This is a genomic window from Streptomyces sp. CB02959, assembly GCF_002803155.1.
In the GTDB taxonomy this organism is placed as follows: Bacteria; Actinomycetota; Actinomycetes; order Streptomycetales; family Streptomycetaceae; genus Streptomyces.
Genome location: NZ_NNBP01000006.1, coordinates 200,658 through 223,194, shown reverse-complemented (window position 1 = coordinate 223,194; position 22,537 = coordinate 200,658). Strand labels below are relative to the sequence as shown.

Genomic DNA, 22,537 nt, shown 5'->3' with positions numbered 1-22,537 from the left:
GACGGAGGCGGGGCACGGTCACGGCTGCTCAACGCCGTCCCGCCCCGGACGACACCCGCCCGGGGCGGTCCCGCCCGCTTCATCACTCCAAGGGGCTAGTCGGCCGCGGCCCGCCGTGCGAGGGCGGCTTCGATGCCGTCGAGGACGACGGTGAGTCCGGCCTCGAAGGCCGCCCGGTGCGGACCCGCCTGGCCCTCCCCGGGCGGCGGCGCGGCGCCCTCGGTCTCCAGGCGGACCAGCAGGGGGAAGCGCTCCGCGAAGTCCGGGACCACCTCGGCCGGCGTGCCGGTGCGGGAGTGCCACCGGTCCTCGGCGCTGACGCCGATGGCGGCGGACGCCGCCCGGGACTCGGCGGCGGTCCGGGCGGACCCCCGGACGAAGTGGAGGAGCAGGGGGACGATCCGGCGCAGCGCGGCGGAGTCCAGACCCGTGGTGTACAGCACCCGCAGCAGGGTCTCCAGGGCGGCGCACTCGTGGGGGCCCGGCACCGGGCGCGCCTGGGAGACCTGGAGCACCCAGGGGTGGCGCAGGGAGAACTCCCAGGTGTCGGCGGCCCAGGACGTCACCGCGGACCGCCAGCCGGGGGCCGGGTCGTAGTCGGTGGGGAGCTCGGCCAGGGCCCGGTCGTACATCAGGTCCACCAGCTCGGTCTTCCCGGGGACGTAGGTGTACAGCGCCATGGCCGTGCGGCCCAGCCGCTCGCCGACCGTGCGCATCGACAGCGCGGCCATGCCCTCCGCGTCGGCCACCGCGATGCCCGCGTCCACGATCGCGTCCACGCTCAGCGTTGGTTCGGGGCCCCGGGGCGGGCGGGTCCGACGGCTCTCGCCGGAGTCCTCCGCGCGCCACAGCAGGGACAGTGAACGGCGGGGGTCGCCCTGACCCGTGAATGCCGCCAACTCGCACTCCTTATGGCCTAAAGTGCACGCTCCGCACGAACTCTTTATGCCGTAAGGATATCAAGGGGGAGGGCCGTGGAACCTGGGCGCGGCGGGGGACCGGCGGCGCTTCCGGGCCGGCCGGCCGGGGCGGATGGCCCTGAGGCGGTCGAGGCCCGGGGCGCCGGGAGAATCACTTCGCCGAGGTCTTTCGTCGATATCCCCGAACGCCGGCCGACGCTCTGCACCGGGATTTCCGAATCCGGGAATTCCGCCTCACCGGTCAGGCCCGCGCCGTCCTCGACCGCCTCCGGGGCGTCGGTACCGGTCAGGCCCCGCCCCTTCTCCGGCGCCGAACGGCAGCATCGCGAACTCGCCGTCCGCGGGGTCGAGAAGGCCGCCGTCCGGCTCCTGGACGCGCCCCGCCCCGGGCCCACCGGCGGGGGCGCGGCCGGCCGTTCCGGCTGCTCCGGCCGTTCCGCCGCGACGTCCGCGGCCGCGGAACCGGAACCCTGGCGGCATCCGCGGCCGGAGATCCGAGGGCGGCAAGTGCCCGGCCCGGGCCGTCGATTCGGGACCGGGAACGGGCCCATCGGTCCCGCCCGCCCGTTCAACCCGGCGGGTCCGTCGTCTACAGTTGAGGAATTCCCCTGTTCAACGGATCAACGCGATGGCCGGTCGGCCTGAACGCGGAGGGCATGCGTGGGCGCTTTCGCCGAGTCGGTACGGGAACGGGTGCGCCGCGCCGCGCCGGGCCGGCGGTCCACGGCATCCGACGCCGGAGCCGGGTGACCCCCCGATGTCCGGCGCACCGCGACGCAAGGGACCGCCCCCGTGGCGTGCGGTCCGTTCCCGCACCTGCATACCCACCGCCGCCGCACGGGCCTGCCGGGGCCGCCGCCACCTCGGCCGGGGCCGGCTCCGGCCGCCCCGCGGCCACGCACCGGCCTGCCCGGAGATCGCCGCCCGGCACCGGCACTCGCCCCGCTGCGGGGTCCGTCGGGCCCGGGCCACCGCGGTCCGCCCCGGCACCCGGCTGGCACGGCTGCCCACCACCGTCCTGATCAACCACCGCGCCGCGGCCCACGAGGCGGCCCGGCGCAGCCTGTGGATACGCGTGCTGCTCTACATCGCCGTGACCAACCTCGTGCTGGTCTTCCTGGTACTGGTCGTCTACCTCGGACGGCACGCCGGGACCTGACGCCCCCGGCCCGCCCCTCCGGACTCACCCAGCCCCCGTTACGGACCGCCCACCGCTCTTCCGCCCCACGGACCCGCCGTCCGCCGCCCGCGCCGCGGACTCCGCACCGGCCGTGCGCCCCCTGGTCCGCCACAGCCACGCCACGTCCCGCCCGAACGACCACACCAGCAGCGCCAGCGCCCCCGCCACCGCGCCCCGCTCCAGCGCCCGCGGCGCGATCCCGGCGCCCGCCGCCACCAGTACGACGCCCTGCACCGCGGCCACCGCCTTGCGGGCCATGCTGTGCGGCAGCGGCGCCCGCAGCCACGGCAGCGCCCAGGACGCCGCGACGAAGAGGTAGCGCAGCGCCCCGATGGCCAGCACCCAGGGCCCCAGCGGGACCGCCACGTAGACGCACAGCACCAGGATCAGGAACGCGTCGACCTCCATGTCGAACCGCGCGCCCAGGGCGGACGCCGTCCCGGTGCGCCGCGCCACCCGGCCGTCCACCGCGTCCAGGACCAGCGCGACCGCGGCCAGCCCGACCAGCACCGTCACCGGCGCGTGCCTGCCGAAGGAGTCGGCGACCAGCGCCGTCACCCCGCCGACGAGCGTGGCCCGGGCCAGTGTGACGCGGTTGGCCGGACCGAAGGACCGCAGCCAGGACTTGTGCAGTGCGCGGGTGAGCGCGGCCCAGGTGGCCACCGCGAACGCGAACCCGGTCAACCAGCCGGCCGGGCCCAGCCCGACCGCCCGGCACAACACCTCCAGCAGCACCAGCTGCGCGACCGCGCCGGCCGCCCGGTCCGGGCCGAACGGCCTTGCCTCGTACCGCCCTTGTACGGCCATCGCGCCTCCCGGGAACCTGTGGCGGAGCCGGGGGACGCCGCGTATCGTGACGGCGTCGCCATGATCCCCGGCATGCGCCCCTCAGCATTCACGACGCATCGCCGCACCGTCCAGGAGGACTCGTTGCCGCGCGTCGCCCAGAGCTTCTGGCTCAGCGCTCCAGGTCGCGGCGAGATCCGCACGGTCGAGCTGCCGCGGCCCGCCGCCGGCGAGGTCCTGGTGCGCACGCTCTACTCCGGGGTGAGCCGGGGGACCGAGAGCCTGGTCTTCCGCGGCGGCGTCCCGGAGAGCCAGTACGCCGCGATGCGGGCGCCGTTCCAGGACGGCGGGTTCCCGGCACCGGTCAAATACGGCTACCTCAACGTGGGCGTGGTCGAGGAGGGGCCGCACGCCCTCCGCGGCCGCACGGTCTTCTGCCTCTACCCGCACCAGACGCACTACGTCGTCCCGGCGGACGCGGTGACCCCCGTCCCGGACGCCGTCCCCGCGGCGCGCGCCGTCCTCGCGGGCACCGTCGAGACCGCGGTGAACGGCGTCTGGGACGCCGCGCCGCTGCTCGGTGACCGGATCGCGGTGGTCGGCGGCGGCATGGTCGGGTCCGCGGTCGCCGCCCTGCTGGCCCGTTACCCGGCCGCGCGGGTGCAGTTGGTCGACGCCGATCCGGCGCGCGCCGCCACCGCCGCGGCGCTGGGCGTCCCGTTCGCGCTGCCCGCCGACGCCCGCGGCGACTGCGACCTCGTCGTGCACGCCAGCGCCACCGAGGAGGGCCTGGGCCGGGCCCTCGAACTCCTCGCTCCGGAAGGCACCGTGATCGAGCTGAGCTGGTACGGCGACCGCCGGGTCGGCCTGCCGCTGGGGGAGTCCTTCCACTCCCGCCGGCTGACCGTCCGCAGCAGCCAGGTCGGCGCCCTCGCCCCGGCCCAGCGAGGCCGGCGCACCTTCGCCGACCGTATGGCGCTCGCGCTCGACCTGCTCGCCGACCCTGCCTTCGAGGCGCTGATCACCGGGGAGTCCCCCTTCGAGGACCTGCCGTCGGTGCTGCCGCGGCTGGCCTCCGGCGCGCTGCCGGCGCTCTGCCACCGCATCCGCTACCCGGCGGCCGGCGCCCCGGCCTCCGGCGCGGTCTGACGCCCCGTCGCACCCGCCGCCGCCCACTCCCCGTCCGCGACCGCCCGCCGGCGACACCTTGGAGGAACACCCGTGTTCAGCATCACCGTCCGCGACCACCTGATGGTCGCGCACAGCTTCCGCGGCGCGGTCTTCGGACCCGCGCAGCGCCTGCACGGCGCCACCTTCATCGTGGACGCCACCTTCCGCCGACCCGACCTCGACGACGACAACATCGTGGTCGACATCGGCCTGGCCACCCAGGAACTCGGTGCGGTGGTCGCCGAGCTGAACTACCGCAACCTCGACGACGAACCCGCCTTCGCCGGGACCAACACCTCGACCGAGGCGCTGGCCAAGGTGATCGCCGACCGGCTCGTCGACCGGGTGCACGCCGGCAACCTCGGCGAGGGCGCCCGCGAACTGAGCGGGATCACCGTCACCCTGCACGAATCCCATATCGCCTGGGCCAGTTACGAGCGCACCCTGTGAGCCGGCGCGGGCGCGTCCGGTGACCGGCCCGGGCCCCGACGGCGCGCGGGTGGTGCACGCCGTCCTGCCCGGCGGTGTCGCCGACACCTCCGCACCCAGCGGCGGCAACGGCTACGACCTGCGCGTCTGCCACGACCTGGCGGCCCTCGGCTGGCGGGTGCACCGCCATCCGGTGCCCGGCGGCTGGCCGCGGCCGGACACCGCGGCCACGGCCGGACTGGCCCGGCTGCTGGCCGGGCTGCCGGACGGTGCGGTGGTGCTGCTGGACGGACTGGTGGCGTGCGGGGTGCCCGACGTCCTCCGCCCCGAGGCCGCCCGGCTGCGGCTGGCCGTCCTGGTCCATCTGCCGCTCGCCGACGAGACCGGGCTCGCCCCCGGGACGGCGGCGGTGCTGGACGCCCGGGAACGGCGCGCCCTGCACGCCGTCCGGGCGGTGATCGCCACCAGCGACTGGGCGGCCCGCCGGATCCGCGCCCACCACGGGCCGGGGCTGCCGCCGGTGACGGTCGCCCGGCCCGGCGCCGACCCGGCGCCGCTCGCCCCGGGCACGGACGGCGCCGGCGGGCTGCTGTGCGTGGCGTCGGTGACCCCGCGCAAGGGCCACCACCGCCTGGTGGACGCCCTCGCCACCGTCACGGACGCCCCGTGGACCTGCACCTTCGTCGGCGGTACGCGGCAGGATCCGGACTGTGTCACCCAACTCCACGCCCGGATAGGCGAGTTGGGGCTGGCGGACCGGATCGGGGTCGCCGGGCCGCGGACCGGCGCGGCGCTGGCCGCCTGCTACGCCGCCGCCGACCTGCTGCTGCTCGCCTCGTACACCGAGACGTACGGCATGGTGCTCACCGAGGCGCTGGCGCGCGGGATCCCGGTGCTGGCGACGGCCGTGGCCGGGGTGCCGGAAGCGGTCGGGCGGGCCCCCGACGGGAGCGTGCCCGGACTGCTGGTCCCGCCGGACGAGCCGGCCGCCCTGGCGGGGGCGCTGCGCGCCTGGTTCGACGATCCGGAACTGCGGCGCCGGTTGACGGCCGCGGCGCGCGGTCGCCGTGCCATGCTGGAGGGGTGGGAGATGACGTCGCACAGTCTGGCCGGAGCGCTGGAACGGCTGCGGAACACGCCGGGGAGCCCGTGACGGGGGCGGTCGGCAGACCGCGGTTCTGCCCGCAGTGGCTGGAGTTGCGGGAGCGGGCGGACGCCGCGGCCCGCGCGCCGGAGCTGCTGCGCCCGCTGCGGGACCGGCTCGCCGAGGCCCCCGCAGGCGAACGCCTCGACGGCGCCGACGGCCTGGTGATCCGTGATCTGGGCTGCGGTACGGGCTCGATGGGGCGCTGGCTCGCGGTCCGGCTGCCCGGCCCCCAGCACTGGGTCCTCCAGGACCACGACGCGGTCCTGCTCGCCAGGGCGAGCGGCCGGATGCCGTCAACCGCCGCTGACGGCCGACCTGTTACGTCCACCACCGCCTTGGGCGACCTGGCCGGTCTGACCGCCGCCGCCCTCGCCGGGACGTCCCTGGTGACCGCGTCCGCGCTGCTCGACCTGCTCACCCGCGACGAGCTGGAGACCGTCGCCGCGGCCTGTGCGGGCGCCGGCTGCCCGGCGCTGCTGGCGCTCTCGGTCACCGGCCGGGTCGAACTCACCCCGGCCGACCCCTTCGACGCCGAGATCTCCGCCGCGTTCAACGCCCACCAGCGCCGGACGGAGGGCGGCCGCCGGCGCCTGGGGCCGGACGCGGTCGAGGTGGCCGCCGAGATGTTCGCCCGGCGCGGCGCGCGGGTGCTGACCCGGCCCAGTCCCTGGCGGCTGGGCGGGCCCGAGTGCGGGCTGGCCGAGCGGTGGCTGCGGGGTTGGGTGGCCGCCGCCCGGGAGGAGCGGCCGGAACTTGCCGCCGAGGCCGACCGGTATCTGCGGCGGCGCCTGGAGGCGTGCGCGGCGGGGGAACTGGGGGTCACGGTGCACCACACCGACCTGCTGGCGCTCCCCGGTCCGGCCCGGATCCCGGTTCCCCGGCTGAGCTGATGAGGCGTCAGGCGTGGTCCTGGATCCGCACGGCGGGCGGACTGGCGATCCTGGCGGCGCTGCTGTGGCACCTGGGTTCCGGCGCCTTCCTGGACGGACTGCGCCGGATCGACGCCGGCGCCCTGCTCGGTGCCGTGGGCATCGGGGCGCTGACGACGGTGTGCAGCGCCTGGCGGTGGTGCCTGGTCGCCCGCGGCCTGGGCCTGCGGCTCCCGCTGGGGCAGGCGGTGGCGGACTACTACCGGGCGCTGTTCCTCAACGCGGCGCTGCCCGGCGGCGTGCTGGGCGACGTCCACCGGGCGGTGCGCCACGGCCGGGCCACCGGGGACGTGGCGCGCGGCGTGCGCGCCGTCGTCCTGGAGCGGGCCGCCGGGCAACTGGTCCTGCTCGGGGCCGGGGCCGGGGTGCTCGCCGTCCGGCCGTCGCCGGTGCGCGGGGCGGTCGCCCGGGCGCTCACCACCCCGGCGGCCGGGCTGGTGCTCGCGGCGTGCGCGGCGGGCGTCCTCGGGGGCGTGCTGCTCGTTCGGGCCCGCCGGCGCCGGAACGGTCCGGCCGGCCGGACCGGCGGCGGGCCGCGGGCCGCGCTGGCCGAGGCCCGGCGGGTCATGGCGAGCCGTGCGTGCTGGCCGGGCGTCGTCGGGTCGTCGTCGGTCGTCCTCGTCGGCTGTGTGGGCACGTTCCTGCTGGCGGCCTGGGCCTTCGGCGCGGCCGGGGAGGGTGCCGCGCAGGGGCTGGCCACCGCCGTCGTGTACGGGGTGCTGGTGCTGGCCGCGAGTCTGCCCGGCGCCGGGGTGCTGCTGGCCCGCTGGGCCGCCGGGCTGCGGGACGCCCGCCGTCGGCCGCCCCGGAGCAGGCGCGGCGGGACCGGGGTCCCGGACTCGCCGGCGCATGCGCCGGCGTGCGCGGAGGAGGCGATGCCGTCCCGGTCGCGGTCAAATTCGCCCGGTTCGACATCTACACATAAAGGCGACATAAGAGCAAAATAAGGGTGAGTGGCTGATGTCATGTGATGCGGCCCCGACGCGTGACAGAAGGAGGCGAGTCGTATGGCCGACGTCTCACACCCCAGGGGAGATCTCGCTGGTCACCCTGACGTTTCCGAGATGAGAGCCCGGTTCGAGCGGACGCTCGGCGGGCGGGACGTGGTGTTCGTCGACGGGCCGGTGTTCCTGGTCGGCCTGTACTGCGCGGCATCACCCTGGATCGTGCACTACTCGGCCGCGCAACCGGCGCTGATGGCCCACAACCTCATCGTCGGCATCGCGATCGCCCTGCTGGCGATCGGGTTCACCGTCACTCCGGAACGCATGTACGGCCTGAGCGGCGCGATGTGCGCGATCGGTGCCTGGCTGATCGTGTCTCCCTGGATCGTCGGGCGCAGCCCCGGCGCGGGGGTCATCTGGAACAACGTCGTCATCGGCGCCCTGACGCTGCTGCTGGGTGCGCTGTGTATCGCCGTGGCATCGAGGAGTCGCCGCGTCACGTGAGGTGCGCTCCCGCGGGGGCGTGTGAAACCACCGGCCCGCTTGCCCTTCGGAGTCCCCCAGCGACGGCAAGCGGGCCGGGCACGTCCGGCGGCGTACGGGCGGTCCCCGTCCGGCTACCGGCGGCGGCCGGGGGCGGTGGAGCGGGGCGGCGTGAAGCGCTGTCCGGCCAGTCCGGCCAGCACCAGTCCGCCGGCCAGGAGCAGTCCGTGGGCCAGGGCCACACCGGTGACCAGGACCGCGATCGCGGTGGCCAGTATCAGCCAGACCGCCCAGCGCCGGAACGGTGCCGCGGGGGCCGCCGGTATGCGGACGGGTGGGCAGGGGGCGGCGTCGGGTGGGAACTGTTCGGCGAGGTCGCGGAGTTGGCGGTCGTCGTCGGGGGACAGGGGGGTCCCTCCTCTCCCGGGTGGTACTGCCGGTCGCGCTGAACGGGCAGGGTGGCGGATAGGGGCGTTGCTTCGAAGATCGGGCCAACTTAGGGTTACCTAACCAGCGGCGGCCCGGGTGTGGTGCGCAACGGCGCACAGGCGTTGTTGTGCCCTGCCGGGCCCCGTGCGTAACGCCGTTGACCGGACATCATCGGAGAGGAACCCCACCATGTCGGACGCCCAGCCGCAGCAGCACCGCCCACACCTGGAGTCCCAGCAGCACCGGCACGCGGACCAGGCCCGGGACGCCCTCGTCAAGCTCACCTACGGCGCCATGGCGGCCCACGTCGCGGGCGCCGCCGTCCGCCTCGGCGTGGTGGACCGGATCGGCGACGGGGAGCGCACCGCGGACGAGCTGGCCGCCGAGTGCGCGGCCCAGCCGCAGGCCATGACGCGGTTACTGAGGGCGCTGACCGGACTGGGACTGCTCACCGAGCCCGCCCCGGGCCGGTTCGCGGTCACCGCGGTCGGCGCGCAGCTGGCCGCCGACGCCCCCGGCTCGCTGCACTCGCTCGTCAGGATGTGCACCGACCCCGCCCTGCTCCGCGCCTGGGAGCACCTGGACGACAGCGTCCGGACCGGCGCGCCCTCCTTCGACACCGTCTTCGGCACGGACTTCTTCGGCTACCTCGCCGAACGACCCGCCCTCTCGGCCCAGTTCAACAGCGCGATGAGCCAGGCCACCGCGCACACCGCCGAGCTGCTGCCGGCGGCCTTCCCCTTCGACCGCTTCCGCACCGTGGCCGACCTCGGCGGCGGCGACGGCACCCTGCTCGCCGGTGTCCTGCGCGCGCATCCGGCGCTGCGCGGCATCGTCTTCGACCGCGCCGAGGGCCTCGCCCAGGCCGGTCCCCGGTTCGCCCGCGACGGCCTGGCCGACCGCTGCACCCTGGTGGCCGGCGACTTCTTCGCCACCGCCCCCGAAGGCGCCGACGCGTACCTCCTCAAGAGCGTGCTGCACGACTGGAACGACGAGCAGTGCGGGCGGATCCTCGGCCACGTCCGCCGGGTCGTGCCCGACGGCGGCCGGCTGCTGATCGTCGAGCCGGTCCTGCCCGCCGTCGCCGACGCCTCCGGCGACGTGATCCGCTACCTCAGCGACCTCAACATGCTGGTCAACGTGGGCGGGCGGGAGCGAACCCGGGACGACTTCGAGCGACTGTGCCGCACCGCGGGCTTCGCCGTCCGCACCGTCACGGCCCTGCCGCGGCCCAACCGCTTCGCCGTCATCGAGGCCGCACCGGTGTGACCCGCCGACGGCGCCCGATGCGCACGTGCAAATGCCGCGCATCTTCGGTTAAATCAGACGTGTGGGCCATGCGCCCGTGATGGCCCGCCGTCTCCGAGAGGTGGCGCGCCGTGACCGCTCTGCCCGTGGATGACGATCGGCCCGTCGACGATCACGAGGACTTCGCCGACGCCGACCGCGGCTTCATCGCCTCGCTCGACCCGCCCCGGATCACCGCGGCGGACGGCCGGGTGGTCTGGGACGCCGAGCGCCACGCCTTCCTGGCCGGGAACTGCCCCGACTCCGCCGACCAGGGCCTCTGGCGCCAGGGGCGGCTGGTGAGCCGGCAGGGCCTGTACGAGGTGACCGACGGCATCTACCAGGCCCGCGGCCTGGACCTGTCCAACATGACGCTGATCGAGGGCGACCACGGCGTCCTCGTCGTCGATCCGCTGCTCTCCACCGAGACCGCCGCCGCCGGGCTGGAGCTCTACCGCAAGCACCGCGGCGACCGGCCCGTCACCGGCCTGCTCTACACCCACTCGCACGCCGACCACTACGGCGGCGCCCGCGGCGTCCTGCCGGCCGGCCACCACCCCGTGCCGGTGCTGGCCCCCGCCGGCTTCCGGGAGAGCGCGGTCGGCGAGCAGCTCTACACCGGCCCGGCGATGGCCCGCCGCGCGGTGTACATGTACGGGACGCAGCTCCCCGCCGGACCGGACGGGCAGATCGGCTGCGGCCTGGGCACCCTCCCCTCCGCCGGCACCCGCAGCTTCGTCCCGCCGACGGTGGACATCACCCGCACCGGCCAGGAGGAGATCGTCGACGGGGTCCGCCTGGTCTTCCAGCTCACCCCGGGCGCCGACGCCCCCGCCGCGATGAACTTCGCCGCCCCGTCCCACCGGGCGCTGTGCACCGCCGAGAACGCCGTCCACACCATGCACAGCGTCCTCACCCTGCGCGGCGCCGTGGTCCGCGACACCCGGCGCTGGGCCCACTACCTCAACGAGGCGCTGGCCCTCTTCGGCGCCGACACCGAGGTCGCCTTCGCCTCCCACCACTGGCCCACCTGGGGCAACGCCCGGATCCGCCGCCTGCTCGCGGGCCAGCGCGACCTCTACGCGTACCTGCACGACCAGACCCTGCGGCTGCTCAACGAGGGCCGCACCGGCCCCGAGATCGCCGAGGAACTGCGGCTGCCCCCGGGCCTGGAACGGCTCTGGGCGCACCACGGCTACTACGGCTCGCTCAGCCACAACGTCAAGGCGATCTACCAGCGTTACCTCGGATGGTTCGACGGCAACCCGGCGCACCTGTGGGAGCACCCACCGGCCGAGCAGGCCAGGCGCTACGTGGAGACCCTGGGCGGCGTCGCGGCCACCGTGGACGCCGGCAAGCGGTACGCCGCCGACGGCGACCTGCGGTTCGCCGCCACCCTGCTCAACCACGCCGTCTTCGCCGCCCCGCAGGACCCGCGCGCCCGCCGGGAACTCGCCACCGTCTACCAGCGGCTGGGCCAGGGCTGCGAGAACGGCACCTGGCGCAACTACTACCTCACCGCCGCCATGGAACTGCGCGGCACCCCGGCCGCCGCCCGGCCCGACACCACCGGACCGGACGCCCCCGCCCCCGACCTGGTCCGGGCCCGCAGCGTCGACCAGCTCCTGGACTCGCTCGCCATCCGCGTCGACGGGCCCCGGGCCTGGCACAAGCACCTCACCCTCGACCTCTACCTCGCCGACGAGGACCGCACCTGGCATCTGACGCTCTCCAACGGCGCGCTCACCCACCGCAGCACCCCCGGCGCCCCCACCCCCGACGGCCGCCCGGACCTGACCCTCAGCCTCACCAAACCCCAGCTCCACGAGGTGCTGGGCGGCCGCGTGCCGACCGCTGTCACTCAGGAGGGTGAGCCCGGTGCGGCCTTTCACGAACTGCTCGGCCTGCTCAGCGCCCCGGACCCCAACTTCCCGATCGTCACGCCCTGATCCGGGCCGGTCCCGCGGCGGGCACGGGCGGTCCGCGGCGTGGGGCAAACTGGGCCGGTGGCGAGCAACATTCCCCAGGAATCGACGAGCTTCGTCGGCCGGCGCGCCGAACTTCGGCAGTTGAGCAGTGAGTTGACGCAGCATCGGTTGATCACGTTGACCGGCCCCGGCGGCGTGGGCAAGACCCGGATCGCGGTGCGGGCCGCCAGAGCCGCCGCCGCGCGGTTCCCCGACGGGGTCCGCTGGGCCCCGCTGTGGCCCTTACAGGGCGAACAGCTGCTGGTCGCCACCGTCTGCGATGCGGTCGGCCTGGCCGACCACTCGGCCCGGACACCGGTGGCCGCCCTCTGCGAATGGCTCGCCGACAAGGACCTGCTGCTGGTGCTGGACTCCTGCGAGCACCTCGTCGCCGCCTGCCGGGACCTGGTCGGCGACCTGCTGACGGCCGCCCCCGGCGTCACCGTCCTGGTCACCAGCCGCCAGCCGCTGGACCTCGTAGGCGAGGGGATCACCGAGATCGGCCCGCTGCCCTGCACCGGCGACAACGACGCGCTGGCGCTGTTCACCGAGCGGGCCGGCGCCGCGGCTCCCGAACTCCGGCTCACCGACCCGCTCAACGCCGAGGCCGCGGCCCTCATCTGCCGGCGCCTCGAAGGCATCCCGCTGGCCCTGGAGCTGGCCGGCGCCCAGCTGGCGCACCGCCCGCTCGCCCAGGTCGCCGAGCGGCTCGGCTCCCGCCTCGACGCCCTCGACGGCACCGGTATGCCCTGGACCCCGCGCCACCGCACCCTGCGCACCGCCATCGGTTGGAGCCACGAGCTGTGCGCACCGCTGGAGCGGCTGCTGTGGGCCCGGCTCTCGGTCTTCCGCGGCACCTTCGACGTCGGCTCCGCGGCCGCGGTCTGCGCCGACGGCCCGCTCACCCCCGACGTGGTGCGCACCACGCTGGCCGGCCTGGCCGCCAAATCCGTGGTCAGCCGCGAGGGCAACCGTTTCCGGATGCTGGACACGCTCCGCGAGTACGGCCGGATGTGGCTGGCCGAGCTGGACGAGGCGACCGTCGTCGCCGACCGGCACGCCGAACACTTCGTCGGCTTCGGCCGCCGCGCCGAACTCGGCTGGCTCGGCCCCGACCAGGTCACCTGGTACGGGCGGGTCGCCGAGTCGTACGTCGACCTGTGCACCGCGCTGGACCACCTCCTGGGCAGCGCCCCGGCCCGCGCCCAGGAGCTCTCCGCGGCCATCGGCTTCTTCTGGACCTGCTGCGGCCATCTGCACGAGGCCCGCGACTACCTGGAGCGCGCCCTGGCCGCCCAGGACGCCCAGGGGAGCCAGGACGCCGCCCGCACCCGGGCCCTGTGGGCGCTCGGCGTCGCGGTCCTCCTCCAGGGCGAACTGGACACCGCCGAGACCCTGGGCCGGGAGTGTGCCCGCGCCGCCCGGGAAGCCGGCGACCGGGACGCGACGCTCGCCGCCGGCTACCTCATCGGCCTCACCCACCTGATGGCCGGCCGCCCGCTGACCGCCCACACCGTCGCCGGGCAGGTGCTCGGCCCGCCGCCGGACGACCCCTTCGACTCCGCCGGCCGGCTCCGCTGCCACCTCGTCCGGCTCTTCGCGCTGACCTCCCTCGGCCGGTTCCACGAGGCGCGCGACGTGGCCACCGCGCTGCGCCACGGCTGCGTCGAGCGCGGCGAGTACTGGTCCCGCTCCTACACCGACTACCAGCTCGCCCTGGTCTCGCTCTTCCAGGACCGGCCCGCCGAGTCCGCGGGCCACGCCCGCGCCATGCTCGCCGCCAAGCGGCGCATCGGCGACAACTTCGGGATCGCGCTGGGCCTGGACGTGCTGGCTGCCGCGGTCGCCGCCCAGGGCGACGGTGCGGTCGCCGCCCAGGTCTACGGCAGCGGCCAGGCCATCTGGCGCACGGTCGGGCACCCGCAGCGCGGCACCCCCGAACTCCGCGCGGTGCGGGAGCAGTGCGAGCGGCGGGCCCGCGCGGCGATCGGCGACGAGGCGTACGCCACGGTCTTCGGCCGCGCCGCCGAGCAGAATCCGGACGTGCTGCTCGCCCGGATCCTCGCCGGGGACCTCTGACCACCGGGCCCCCGGCCCGGCCTCAGCCGTCGTCGCCGGCCAGCGCGTACAGCAGCTCGTAGGCGGTGGTCACCATCCGGCAGGTGCGGCCGCGGCGGGTGGCCAGCGCGACCAGCCCGGTCCCGGACGCCGGGTGGTAGCCGACGAACGCCTGCTGGCCGAAGGTCGCGCCCACGTGGAAGAGGAGCGGCCCGCGGGCCGCCGGGTGCTGGTACCACGTCAGGGTGTGGGTGTTGCGGTGCCGCCAGCCGCGCCGCAGCAGGGGGATCCGCACCGTGCGCAGCGCCCCGGCCAGCGGGCCGCTCCCCGGGAAGAGGTGCGCCTCCACATAGGTGAGCAGATCGTCGGGGGTGGACCGGACCGCCCCGGCGGCGGCGAACGCCCCCATGTCGGCGCTGCGGACCGGGGTGGTGCCGTTGCTGCGGTGGCCGATGGCGTCGGTGCCGGTGGTGCCGGGCGCCAGGGTGGTGCCGGTGAGGCCGAGCGGCTTGAGCACCCGGGTGGTGAGCAGGTCGGGGTAGTCGGTCCCGGTCGTGTGGCCCATCGCCGGGCCTAGCAGCGCCAGCCCGAAGTTGGAGTAGTGCCAGCGGGTGCCGGGCCGGTGCCGGGGCCGGGTCCGGGCGAAGGTGCGCAGCAGCCGTTCGGTGTCGTAGTCGGAGTAGCCGTTCTCGTACGGGCGGACCAGCGCGCCGAGCAGCAGGTCGGTGGGGATCCGCGGCAGTCCGGAGGTGTGGGTGGCCAGGTGGCGCAGGGTGATCCGGCCCGACCACGGATGGCCCAGCGGCAGCCGCGGCAGCCGGGCGGTGACCGGGTCGTCCAGGGAGAGCACCCCGTGCACCGCCAGGTCCGCCAGCAGCAGCACGCTGAACGTCTTGGACAGCGAACCGAGTTCGTAGCGCAGGGCCGGGCGCGGGGTGGGCGGCGCCAGCGCGGTGCCGCCGCTGACCACCGTGCGGTGCCCCTGCCGGGTGACGGCCAGGACGACGTCGGGGGCGTCGATCCGGGTCACCGCGTCCGCCAGCCGGTCGGCGATCCCGGGCCCGCCGGGTGCGGTACGCATCAGCCGGCGTCGGTGGTCAGCGCGCGGGAGGTGGCCATCGCCGAGGCGAACGCGGCGACCAGGGTGGGGTGGTGGACCTGGTCGAAGACCACGTCCGGATCGCCCTCCGGCATCCCGTGCTGAATGGGCATCGCGCCGGATTCCGCCTGGGCCGCGGCGTACCGCTCCCACAGCCGGGCGTCGAGGGTGGGGCGCGGCAGGCAGGCGTCCACGACCAGGAGTTCCCCGAGCAGGTCCCAGTGTTCGAGGTCGGCCCAGTCGTCCAGCCAGGCCGGCAGGTACCGGGTGAGGTAGGCGGCGACGTCCGGCGGGATCCGGTCCGGGGCCTCGCCCCAGTTGGTGAGGTGGAAGACGGTGTGGGTGACGTCGTAGGCGATGTGCAGCTGCACCGTCCAGGGTTCGGGCAGTCGGCCCAGCCAGGTGCGCGCCAGTGCCTGGTCGAAGTCGGCGCTGGGTGTCAGTCCGACCTTGCGTTCGGCGTTGAGCACCCCGAGCCGCCGGTTGGGCACCATCTCCAGTGCGGTCCAGGTCGTGGTCCGCCGGGACACCTCCAGTGCCGCCTCCAGGCCCGGGTGGCGGTGGCCCAGTTCGTGGAACGGCGCATAGACCTCCAGTGGCACCGGGGAGTGCGGCTCGTCGTGCTGGAGCGCGGCCAGGACGTTGCCGCCGTCGAGCAGTTCCCGCCAGGCGAAGTCCAGTAGCGCGCCGGCCCGGGTGCGCTGCCGGGACCCGGCCACGCCCTCCCGGAACAGCACCTGCATGTTGATGGCGAGTTCGCCGATGGGTTTGAGCCGTTCGATCGTCGCGCTGCCCGTGGCGCGGTCCTCGGGGGTCAGCCGGAAGAAGTCCCGGTGCGCGTCGAGCCAGCTCAGGGCCCGGTCGCCGACCCGGTGCAGCAGTGCCGGGGAGGCCGGGTAGGCCAGGGACGCAGCCGTCACGGTCACAGCGCAGCCTCGCTTTCGATGGGGGTCCGCCCGGCCACCGCCGCCGCGTCCCCGGCCCGCACCGGGCCGGCTCCGGCCTCGTCCGAGGCGATACGGGCGAGGGTGCCGGCGAACGCGGTCACCAGGGTGGAGTGGTAGCAGGCCAGGAACGCCTCGGCCGGGTCGGTCGGCCGCGGCGCGGCCCCGGTCTCGGGCACGCTGCCGTCGGCGGCCTGTGCGGCGGCCAGCCGCCGCCAGGCCGCCGCGTCGTACGGGGTGGCCGGCAGGCAGGCCGCGACCGCCAGCAACTCGCCCACCAGGTCCCACAGTTGCTCCTCCTGCCAGTTCGCCAGCCAGGAGGGCAGCCAGAGCCGCAGGTAGCCGGCGGCCTCGGGGGCCAGTCGCCGGCGGTTGCGGCCCCAGTCGGTGAGGTGGAAGACGTCGTGGGTCAGGCCGTACGCCGCCTTGCGGTCCAGTGCCCAGGGCTCCGGTAGCAGCCCGAGCCCGGTGAGCGCGAACTCGGCTTCGAAGTCGGCGTGTTGGGCCAGTCCGATCCGCCGCTCGGCGTTGAGCACCCCGAGCGTGCGGGTGTGGTCCTCGCGGGCCACCCGCCAACCGCGCAGCCCGGTCGTGGTCAGTACCAGTTCTTCGACGGCCGGATGCCGCAGCCCGGCCTGGGCGAAGGCGCCGTAGATCTCCACCGGGTAGGTGGCGTACGGCTCGCCGCGGATCAGCTCGGCGAACAGTTCGCCCTCGCGGGTCTCCTGCCAGGCGAAGGCGAACAGCCGCCCCGCCGCGGCCCGGAGGTCCGCGTGCGGGTGCGCGGAGGCGATGAGCTGGGTCAGTTCGGCCAGCTCGCCGAGGGGTTTGAGGGTGAGGTTGGGGTCGGCGTCGGTGGTCGCGTCCGGTGGCAGGCGGAAGAAGTCCCGCTGCTCCGTCAGCCAGCGCAGACTGCCCCCGACCATCCGGTCCAGCAGTTCCGGGTCGCCCCGGCCGGCGGTCACCAGCCCCGCCCGAAGAACCGCTGGGCGGCCACCACATGCAGGGCCACCCGCGGGACGCCGCCACCCATCTGCCGGACGAAGGCCAGGCCCGCGTCCAGCCCCAGGGTGGGGGGCACGTTGGGGAGCCGGGCCAGCCAGCGGCCCACCCCGGCGGCCTGGAGCCAGTCCCGGCGGCGTACCGCCCGGACGAAGCCGCGGGCCAAGTCGTCGGTGCGTGCGGTCAGTTGTTCCTCCAGATCGGCGGCGAGCCCGGGGAGGGCCAGTGCCGCGAGTTGGGAGACCCGGTGGGCCAGTCGTGGCCAGGGGTCGGTGCCGGTCCACTCGGCACCGGTCTCGGGGGGCCGCGGCCAGGGCCGCGCGCCCGAGGGGAGGTAGGCGTGCGTGGCCTCGACCAGGCCGCGATAGCTCCATGCCGATACTTCGGAGGCGTCCGCGCCCGGGGGATAGGTCGCCAGTGTCTGCCGCACCACCGCTTCGTCGTCCGCACCCATCGGCACCGCCCGGTGCTCCAGGGCGTACGGCGCGAGCGCGTCGGCGCCCAGAACCCGGACCGCGGCCGGGGCGAGCGGGTCGCCCTGACGCAGGATCCGGGAGAGCGCATAGGGGTCGCCCCCACCCTGAAGGGCGAGGGCGACCCCGGTTGCGGCATCGGCGATCACAGCGCTGAGCGGGACTGCTCGCTGCGTCTGTTCAGCCAACGCGATTCCCCTCAGCGAACGCCGGTCTTCGGGCGGGGGGTGGGGGGCGAGATCAGAAGCAGGCCGAGCAGCAGCAGCCCGCCCCCGCACTCGCGGGTATCGCGGTAGACACCGTCGGGCTCCGCGGGGCTGAGCAGCCCCTCGACCTCGGCGGACAGAGCAGTGGTCTCGATCGATGCTGTGCGATCCGTAACCATGCGATCAACTCCTTCGACGAATGAGTCTCCAGGCTGGCATTCGCCAGAAATCGCCGCAAACCGGGCTATTCCGATGGTGTGGGTTCGTCGAGGGGGCGCCGATTACGCCCCGTTGGGCGAAGTGTTGGGATGGAACGCCACAACTACCGTTCCAGGCAAGGGAGTTGAGAAGGTCGCGCGCCACGGGCCGCGGGCGTCCGCCGAGCGCTGGGGCAAGGTGCCGAAGTTCGCGCCGGCCGCTAACCGGACTGCTCTGTTCGGTGGCAATTGCCGATAGAGCCGCAGGTGCCGGCCGGTCGGAGCGGCCGATGCCATCTCATCCCGCCCGCGGACGCTCCCGTGCCCTGGCCCGGCGCCCCGGGCCGTCCTAGATTGGATGGTGGAAAACTTGGTTGCGGCCAAGCAAACATCTCCCGGTGGGAGTGGTGCCCCGTGGGAAACAAGTGGGTCGCCCTGTCGAACACCACGCTGGGCGTCCTGATCGCCTCCATCAACATGTCGATCATGCTGATCGCCCTGCCGGACATCTTCCGCGGCATCGGCGTGAACCCCCTCAACCCCGGCAACACCGGGCTGCTGCTCTGGCTGATCATGAGCTACCTGGTGGTCACCGCCGTCCTGGTGGTCAGCTTCGGCCGGCTCGGCGACATGTACGGCCGGACCCGGATGTACAACCTGGGCTTCGCGGTCTTCACCCTCTTCTCCCTCCTGCTGTCGGCCACCTGGCTGCACGGCACCGCGGGCGCCCTCTGGCTGATCGCGATGCGGCTGTGCCAGGGCGTGGGCGGCGCGATGCTGATGGCCAACTCCAGCGCGATCCTCACCGACGCCTTCCCACCCGACCAGCGCGGGCTCGCCCTGGGCCTGAACCAGGTGGCCGGGATCGCCGGATCCTTCGCGGGACTGGTACTGGGCGGACTGCTCGGCCCGCTGAACTGGCGGCTGGTCTTCCTCGTCTCGGTGCCCTTCGGACTGTTCGGCACGGTCTGGGCCTACCTCAAGCTGCGGGACACCGGCATCCGCACCCCGGCCCGCCCCGACTGGTGGGGCAACCTCACCTTCGCCGCCGGCCTCATCGCCGTCCTCGCCGGCATCACCTACGGCATCCAGCCCTACGCCGGGCACACCATGGGCTGGACCAACCCGGCCGTGCTCGCCGCACTGCTGGGCGGCGCGGCGCTGCTGGTCCTCTTCTGCTTCGTCGAGACCCGGGTCGCCGAGCCGATGTTCCGGCTCGGGCTGTTCCGGATCCGCGCCTTCACCGCCGGGAACCTCGCCAGCCTGCTCGCCTCGCTGGGCCGCGGCGGCCTGATGTTCATCCTGATCATCTGGCTCCAGGGCATCTGGCTGCCCCGGCACGGCTACGGCTTCGCCGAGACGCCGCTGTGGGCCGGCATCTACATGCTGCCGCTGACCCTGGGGTTCCTGGTGGCCGGCCCGGTGTCCGGATGGGCCTCGGACCGCTTCGGGGCGCGCACCTTCGCCACCGGCGGGATGCTCCTGGCGGCCGGTACCTTCGCCGCCCTCCAGGCCCTGCCGGTCGACTTCGACTACCCGGCGTTCGCGGTGATCCTGCTCCTCAACGGCATCGGCATGGGGCTGTTCGCGGCGCCCAACCGGGCCGCCGTGATGAACAGCCTGCCGCCCGACCAGCGCGGCGTCGGCGCGGGCATCAGCACCACCTTCCAGAACTCCGCCATGGTGCTGTCCATCGGCATCTTCTTCTCGCTGATGATCACCGGCCTGGCCGGCTCCCTGCCCCACACGCTCACCGGCGGCCTCACCGCCCAGGGCGTTCCGACCGCGGACGCCGCCCGGATCGCCGCGCTCCCACCGGTCGGCGTGCTCTTCGCCTCCCTGCTCGGCTACAACCCGGTCCGCACGCTGCTCGGCCCGCAGGTCCTCGGCCAGCTCCCGCCCGGCCACGCCGGGTACCTCACCGGCCGGGAGTTCTTCCCGCAGCTGATCTCCGCGCCGTTCGCCCACGGACTCGCCGTCGCCTTCAACTTCGCCATCGCCGCCTGCCTCGTCGCCGCCGTCGCCTCCCTGCTGCGCGGCGGCCGCTACGTCCACGACGACCGGGCCCGACCGGAACGCCGGACCCGGCGCCCGGAACCGGCCCCCGCCGCGGTCCCGGAACGCCCCCTCGCACCGCCGCCGGCCGCCGGCCCACCGCCCACCGCCCCGCCACCGGGCCCCACGCCACGGGGAGCCCCCGATGGCTGACCGTCCAGGCCCCACGGGCCCGCCGGACCGGCCGGCGGAACTCGCCGGCCGGCTGCGCGCGGTGCTCCAGCAGCTGGTGCCGCTGCTCCGCGGCCAGAGCCCGCACGCGGACCTCACCCCCAGCCGGTTGGCGGCGCTGGCCGCGCTCGCCGCCCACGGCCCCCTGCGGATCGGCGAACTCGCCGCCCGGATGGCCATCACGCTCTCCACCACCTCCCGCATGGTCGACCAGCTCGACGCCAGCGGCTGGATCGCCCGCCGCCCCGACCCCGCCGACCAGCGCGCCAGCCTGATCAGCCTGAACGACGCCGGGCAGGCGCTGCTGCGCGCCGTACGGCGGGAGACCGCCGGTGTCCTCGCCGAGGAGATCGGCCGGCTCGCCCCCGCACGGCAGCGCCGGTTGCGGGACGCGCTGCCGGCGTTGGAGGAGCTGACCGAGGCGCTGCGGCGCCGTCCCGCGCCCGGAGCCGCCGCGGACCGGTCCGAGGGGCGCGGGGCGGCCCCCACCCGGCGGACCGGCAGACGGGACCGGGGCGACAGGGCCTAGAGTGCCGACGTGCCCTCGTACAGCATTGGTCAGGCAGCGCGGCTGCTGGGTGTGAGTTCGGAGACCGTCCGTCGCTGGGCCGACGGCGGGCAGTTGCGGATGGACCGGGACGGGGCGGGCAACCGCGTGATCGACGGGGTCAGCCTGGCCGCGTTCGCCAAGGAACGGGCCGCCGGCGCGCACCCGGTGCCCGGCGAGGTCCGCACCTCCGTCCGGAACTCCTTCGCCGGGATCGTCACCGCGGTCACCCTCGACGACGTGATCGCCCAGGTCGAGATCCAGTCGGGCCCGCACCGGGTGGTGTCGGTGGTCAGCCGGGAGGCCGTCGAGCAGCTGGGCATCGAGGTCGGCGTCGAGGCCACCGCCCGCATCAAGTCCACCCATGTGCACGTGGACCGGCCCGACGAGCGCGGCTGAACCCGCCCGCGGAGCGCGGCGGTCAGCGGCACAGCAGCGCCGCGTGCAGGTCCAGCTTGTGGTCGAGCCGCGACAGGTCGCGGCCGGTCAGGGTCTCGATCCGCTGGACGCGGTAGTGCACGGTGTTGACGTGCAGATGCAGGATCTCCGCGGTCCGCGCCCATGAACCGTGCTGGGCGAGGAACACCTCCAGGGTCTCCAGCAGCATCCGGTGCGAGGCGCTGCCCCCGCGCGCCAGCGGGCCGAGCACCCGGCTGCTGAACGCCGCCCGGACCTCGGCCGGCACCCCGGAGAGCAGCGCGCCCAACGTGGTCAGCTCGTCGACGGAGGTCACCTCGGCGCCCTCCGGAGTCGCCGACCGGGCCGCGGCCAGCGCGTAACGGGCCTGGTCCAGCGCCGGGTTGAGGTCACCGGCGGCCGCCGGACCGCTCACCCCGGCGTGCAGTGGCGCCTGCGGACGGCAGGCGTGCAGCGCCGGCCACACCTCGCCGAGGGGCGGCCGGCCCTCCTCGCCGGCGCCGGCGACGACCACCGCGGCCGCCTCGCCGCCCGGCAGCAGCCCGGCCGTGAACGGCTCGCCGGGCGAGTGCCGCAGCGCCTCGGCCAGCGCCCGGACCGCCTGCTCGGGCTCCGCGCCGTCCGACGCGGCCAGCACCACGTGGAACGTGCCGGTCGCGGGCAGTCCGCAGGCGTGCAGCGCCGCGTCGAGCGCCGCCCCCTCGGCGGTGCTCGCGGCGACCAGGGCCAACAGCGCGTCGGTGGCCCGCCGCGCGGCCGTCCCGCGCGCCGCGTCGTGGTGCCGGTACTGCGCGATGACCTCGGCGATCTCGTGCAGCACCCGCGGCGGCGCGTCGTCCGCGCCGCGCAGGTGCAGGAACCAGGCGTCGTACGGCCCCGCGTCCCCGTCGACGCGCAGCGTGCTGCCGACGCCGGCGGCGAGGTCCCGCCGGGCCTGCCGGGCCGTGATTTCGGGGGCGTCAGGGGTGCGGGCGATCACCCGGCCGGTGGCGGTCAGCAGGTAGCAGGCCGGGCCGCCCAGATGCGCGAACGCCCGGTCCAGCAGGGCGTTGGGGGCGGCGTCCCCGGCGAGCAGCCCGGCGAGTTCGGTGCGCACGTTCTCGGGGAGGGCGTAGTGGCCGGCGGGGCGGCGGCTGAGGTCGCCCCACCGGCGCAGGTACACCGCCTCGGTGATGGCCCGGAAGGTGGTGTGCGCGGGCACCGTGAGCAGGGCGACGCGGTGCGCGCGGCAGGACTCGACCAGGACGTCGGGGATCTTCCCGTGGGTCTCCTCCCCGGCCAGGAGCGCGGCGGCCCCGGCGTCCGCCAGCGCCGCCACGAAGCGGTCCACCTTCTCCCGGTCGTCCCCGGGTGCCCACCACACCAGTCCGCTCAGCACCAGCTCTCCTGGCTGGAGGAACCGCGCCGGGTCCTCCAGGTCGGTGGCGGTGACACCGCTGACCTCCTGGGCGAGCAGGGGGTCCTCGCCCCACAGGAGGGTCAGGTCGAGCGCGTCGAGCTGGAGGAGGTCGTGGACGTGCATGTGGTGGCTCCTTGGACGGCTACCGGGCACGGAACCCCGGCATCTCACATTCACGAGGCGAATGTGGGTCCTGGCATCGTAAATGCCAGGCGTTCCTGCGGATATACCTCTTGGTTGATCATCCAGTTCCGGGCCCGGGCGTTGGTGGGTTTTCCGTGCTGCGGACCAGTCGTGC

General features: G+C 75.1%; 21 protein-coding genes. 13 read left to right on the top strand and 8 right to left on the bottom strand.

The genetic code is table 11. The features are described 5' to 3' along the window. Positions 1–95: 95 nt before the first annotated feature. Positions 96–899, bottom strand: a complete 804-nt coding sequence (locus CG747_RS12540) for a TetR/AcrR family transcriptional regulator (RefSeq protein ID WP_100601773.1) — start codon at positions 897–899, stop codon at positions 96–98. A gap of 778 nt (positions 900–1,677) precedes the next feature. Here CG747_RS12540 and CG747_RS12535 point away from each other — a divergent pair. Further along, positions 1,678–2,079: a DUF6126 family protein gene (locus CG747_RS12535; protein ID WP_100601772.1), complete on the top strand. Its 402-nt coding sequence runs from the start codon at positions 1,678–1,680 to the stop codon at positions 2,077–2,079. 24 nt (positions 2,080–2,103) lie between these two features. Here the strand turns inward: CG747_RS12535 and CG747_RS12530 are convergent, their stop codons facing one another. Next, positions 2,104–2,907 carry a CDP-alcohol phosphatidyltransferase family protein gene (locus CG747_RS12530; protein WP_100601771.1) on the bottom strand — a complete coding sequence of 268 codons (804 nt, stop codon included), beginning with the start codon at positions 2,905–2,907 and terminating at the stop codon, positions 2,104–2,106. A gap of 72 nt (positions 2,908–2,979) precedes the next feature. On the opposite strand from CG747_RS12530, the gene CG747_RS12525 reads away from it, so the two are divergent. The 9 genes from CG747_RS12525 (at position 2,980) to CG747_RS12485 (ending at position 13,750) form a co-directional block, all read left to right on the top strand. Continuing rightward, a complete protein-coding gene (locus tag CG747_RS12525; protein WP_374701765.1) occupies positions 2,980–4,035 on the top strand; it encodes a zinc-binding alcohol dehydrogenase in 1,056 nt (351 codons plus the stop codon). A gap of 72 nt (positions 4,036–4,107) precedes the next feature. Further along, entirely contained in the window at positions 4,108–4,506 is a 399-nt protein-coding gene (locus CG747_RS12520; protein WP_100601770.1) for a 6-carboxytetrahydropterin synthase, read from the top strand. 19 nt (positions 4,507–4,525) lie between these two features. After that, entirely contained in the window at positions 4,526–5,638 is a 1,113-nt protein-coding gene (locus CG747_RS12515; protein ID WP_257980368.1) for a glycosyltransferase family 4 protein, read from the top strand. After that, on the top strand, positions 5,635–6,522 hold the full coding sequence (locus tag CG747_RS12510; RefSeq protein WP_100601768.1) for an SAM-dependent methyltransferase: 888 nt from the start codon (positions 5,635–5,637) through the stop codon (positions 6,520–6,522). Before CG747_RS12515 ends, CG747_RS12510 begins: the two co-directional genes overlap by 4 nt. Continuing rightward, positions 6,522–7,508: a lysylphosphatidylglycerol synthase transmembrane domain-containing protein gene (locus CG747_RS12505; protein ID WP_100601767.1), complete on the top strand. Its 987-nt coding sequence runs from the start codon at positions 6,522–6,524 to the stop codon at positions 7,506–7,508. Before CG747_RS12510 ends, CG747_RS12505 begins: the two co-directional genes overlap by 1 nt. Positions 7,509–7,568: 60 nt before the next feature. Then, positions 7,569–8,009, top strand: coding sequence for an SPW repeat protein (locus CG747_RS12500; RefSeq protein ID WP_100601766.1), 441 nt, complete (start codon positions 7,569–7,571; stop codon positions 8,007–8,009). A 597-nt stretch (positions 8,010–8,606) separates the two neighbouring features. After that, positions 8,607–9,686 carry a methyltransferase gene (locus CG747_RS12495; protein ID WP_100601765.1) on the top strand — a complete coding sequence of 360 codons (1,080 nt, stop codon included), beginning with the start codon at positions 8,607–8,609 and terminating at the stop codon, positions 9,684–9,686. A 110-nt stretch (positions 9,687–9,796) separates the two neighbouring features. Continuing rightward, a complete protein-coding gene (locus tag CG747_RS12490; RefSeq protein ID WP_257980367.1) occupies positions 9,797–11,653 on the top strand; it encodes an alkyl/aryl-sulfatase in 1,857 nt (618 codons plus the stop codon). A 57-nt stretch (positions 11,654–11,710) separates the two neighbouring features. After that, positions 11,711–13,750, top strand: coding sequence for an NB-ARC domain-containing protein (locus CG747_RS12485; RefSeq protein WP_100601764.1), 2,040 nt, complete (start codon positions 11,711–11,713; stop codon positions 13,748–13,750). 22 nt (positions 13,751–13,772) lie between these two features. On the opposite strand, the gene CG747_RS12480 is transcribed toward CG747_RS12485, so the two are convergent. The 5 genes from CG747_RS12480 to CG747_RS12460 are packed head-to-tail and all read right to left on the bottom strand — an operon-like array spanning position 13,773 to position 17,632. Further along, positions 13,773–14,810, bottom strand: a complete 1,038-nt coding sequence (locus CG747_RS12480) for a serine hydrolase (protein ID WP_100601763.1) — start codon at positions 14,808–14,810, stop codon at positions 13,773–13,775. Beyond that, positions 14,810–15,754: a hypothetical protein gene (locus CG747_RS12475; protein ID WP_100601762.1), complete on the bottom strand. Its 945-nt coding sequence runs from the start codon at positions 15,752–15,754 to the stop codon at positions 14,810–14,812. Before CG747_RS12475 ends, CG747_RS12480 begins: the two co-directional genes overlap by 1 nt. Further along, a complete protein-coding gene (locus CG747_RS12470) occupies positions 15,751–16,737 on the bottom strand; it encodes a hypothetical protein (RefSeq protein ID WP_100601761.1) in 987 nt (328 codons plus the stop codon). The genes CG747_RS12475 and CG747_RS12470 overlap by 4 nt, the downstream gene beginning before the upstream one ends. Next, positions 16,734–17,435, bottom strand: coding sequence for a hypothetical protein (locus tag CG747_RS12465; protein ID WP_257980366.1), 702 nt, complete (start codon positions 17,433–17,435; stop codon positions 16,734–16,736). Before CG747_RS12465 ends, CG747_RS12470 begins: the two co-directional genes overlap by 4 nt. A gap of 11 nt (positions 17,436–17,446) precedes the next feature. After that, positions 17,447–17,632, bottom strand: a complete 186-nt coding sequence (locus CG747_RS12460) for a hypothetical protein (RefSeq protein ID WP_100601759.1) — start codon at positions 17,630–17,632, stop codon at positions 17,447–17,449. Positions 17,633–18,064: 432 nt separating this feature from the next. Between CG747_RS12460 and CG747_RS12455 the strand changes: the two genes are divergently transcribed. The 3 genes from CG747_RS12455 to CG747_RS12445 are packed head-to-tail and all read left to right on the top strand — an operon-like array spanning position 18,065 to position 20,822. Beyond that, the gene (locus CG747_RS12455) at positions 18,065–19,858 is read left to right on the top strand and encodes an MFS transporter (RefSeq protein ID WP_257980365.1); all 1,794 of its coding nucleotides are present in this window, start codon (positions 18,065–18,067) and stop codon (positions 19,856–19,858) included. Beyond that, the gene (locus CG747_RS12450) at positions 19,851–20,405 is read left to right on the top strand and encodes a MarR family winged helix-turn-helix transcriptional regulator (RefSeq protein ID WP_100601757.1); all 555 of its coding nucleotides are present in this window, start codon (positions 19,851–19,853) and stop codon (positions 20,403–20,405) included. The genes CG747_RS12455 and CG747_RS12450 overlap by 8 nt, the downstream gene beginning before the upstream one ends. 9 nt (positions 20,406–20,414) lie before the next feature. Then, positions 20,415–20,822, top strand: coding sequence for a molybdopterin-binding protein (locus tag CG747_RS12445; protein ID WP_100601756.1), 408 nt, complete (start codon positions 20,415–20,417; stop codon positions 20,820–20,822). A gap of 22 nt (positions 20,823–20,844) precedes the next feature. Here the strand turns inward: CG747_RS12445 and CG747_RS12440 are convergent, their stop codons facing one another. Beyond that, complete coding sequence (locus CG747_RS12440) at positions 20,845–22,362, bottom strand: PucR family transcriptional regulator (protein WP_100601755.1); 1,518 nt, start codon at positions 22,360–22,362, stop codon at positions 20,845–20,847. Between the last annotated feature and the right edge of the window lie 175 nt (positions 22,363–22,537).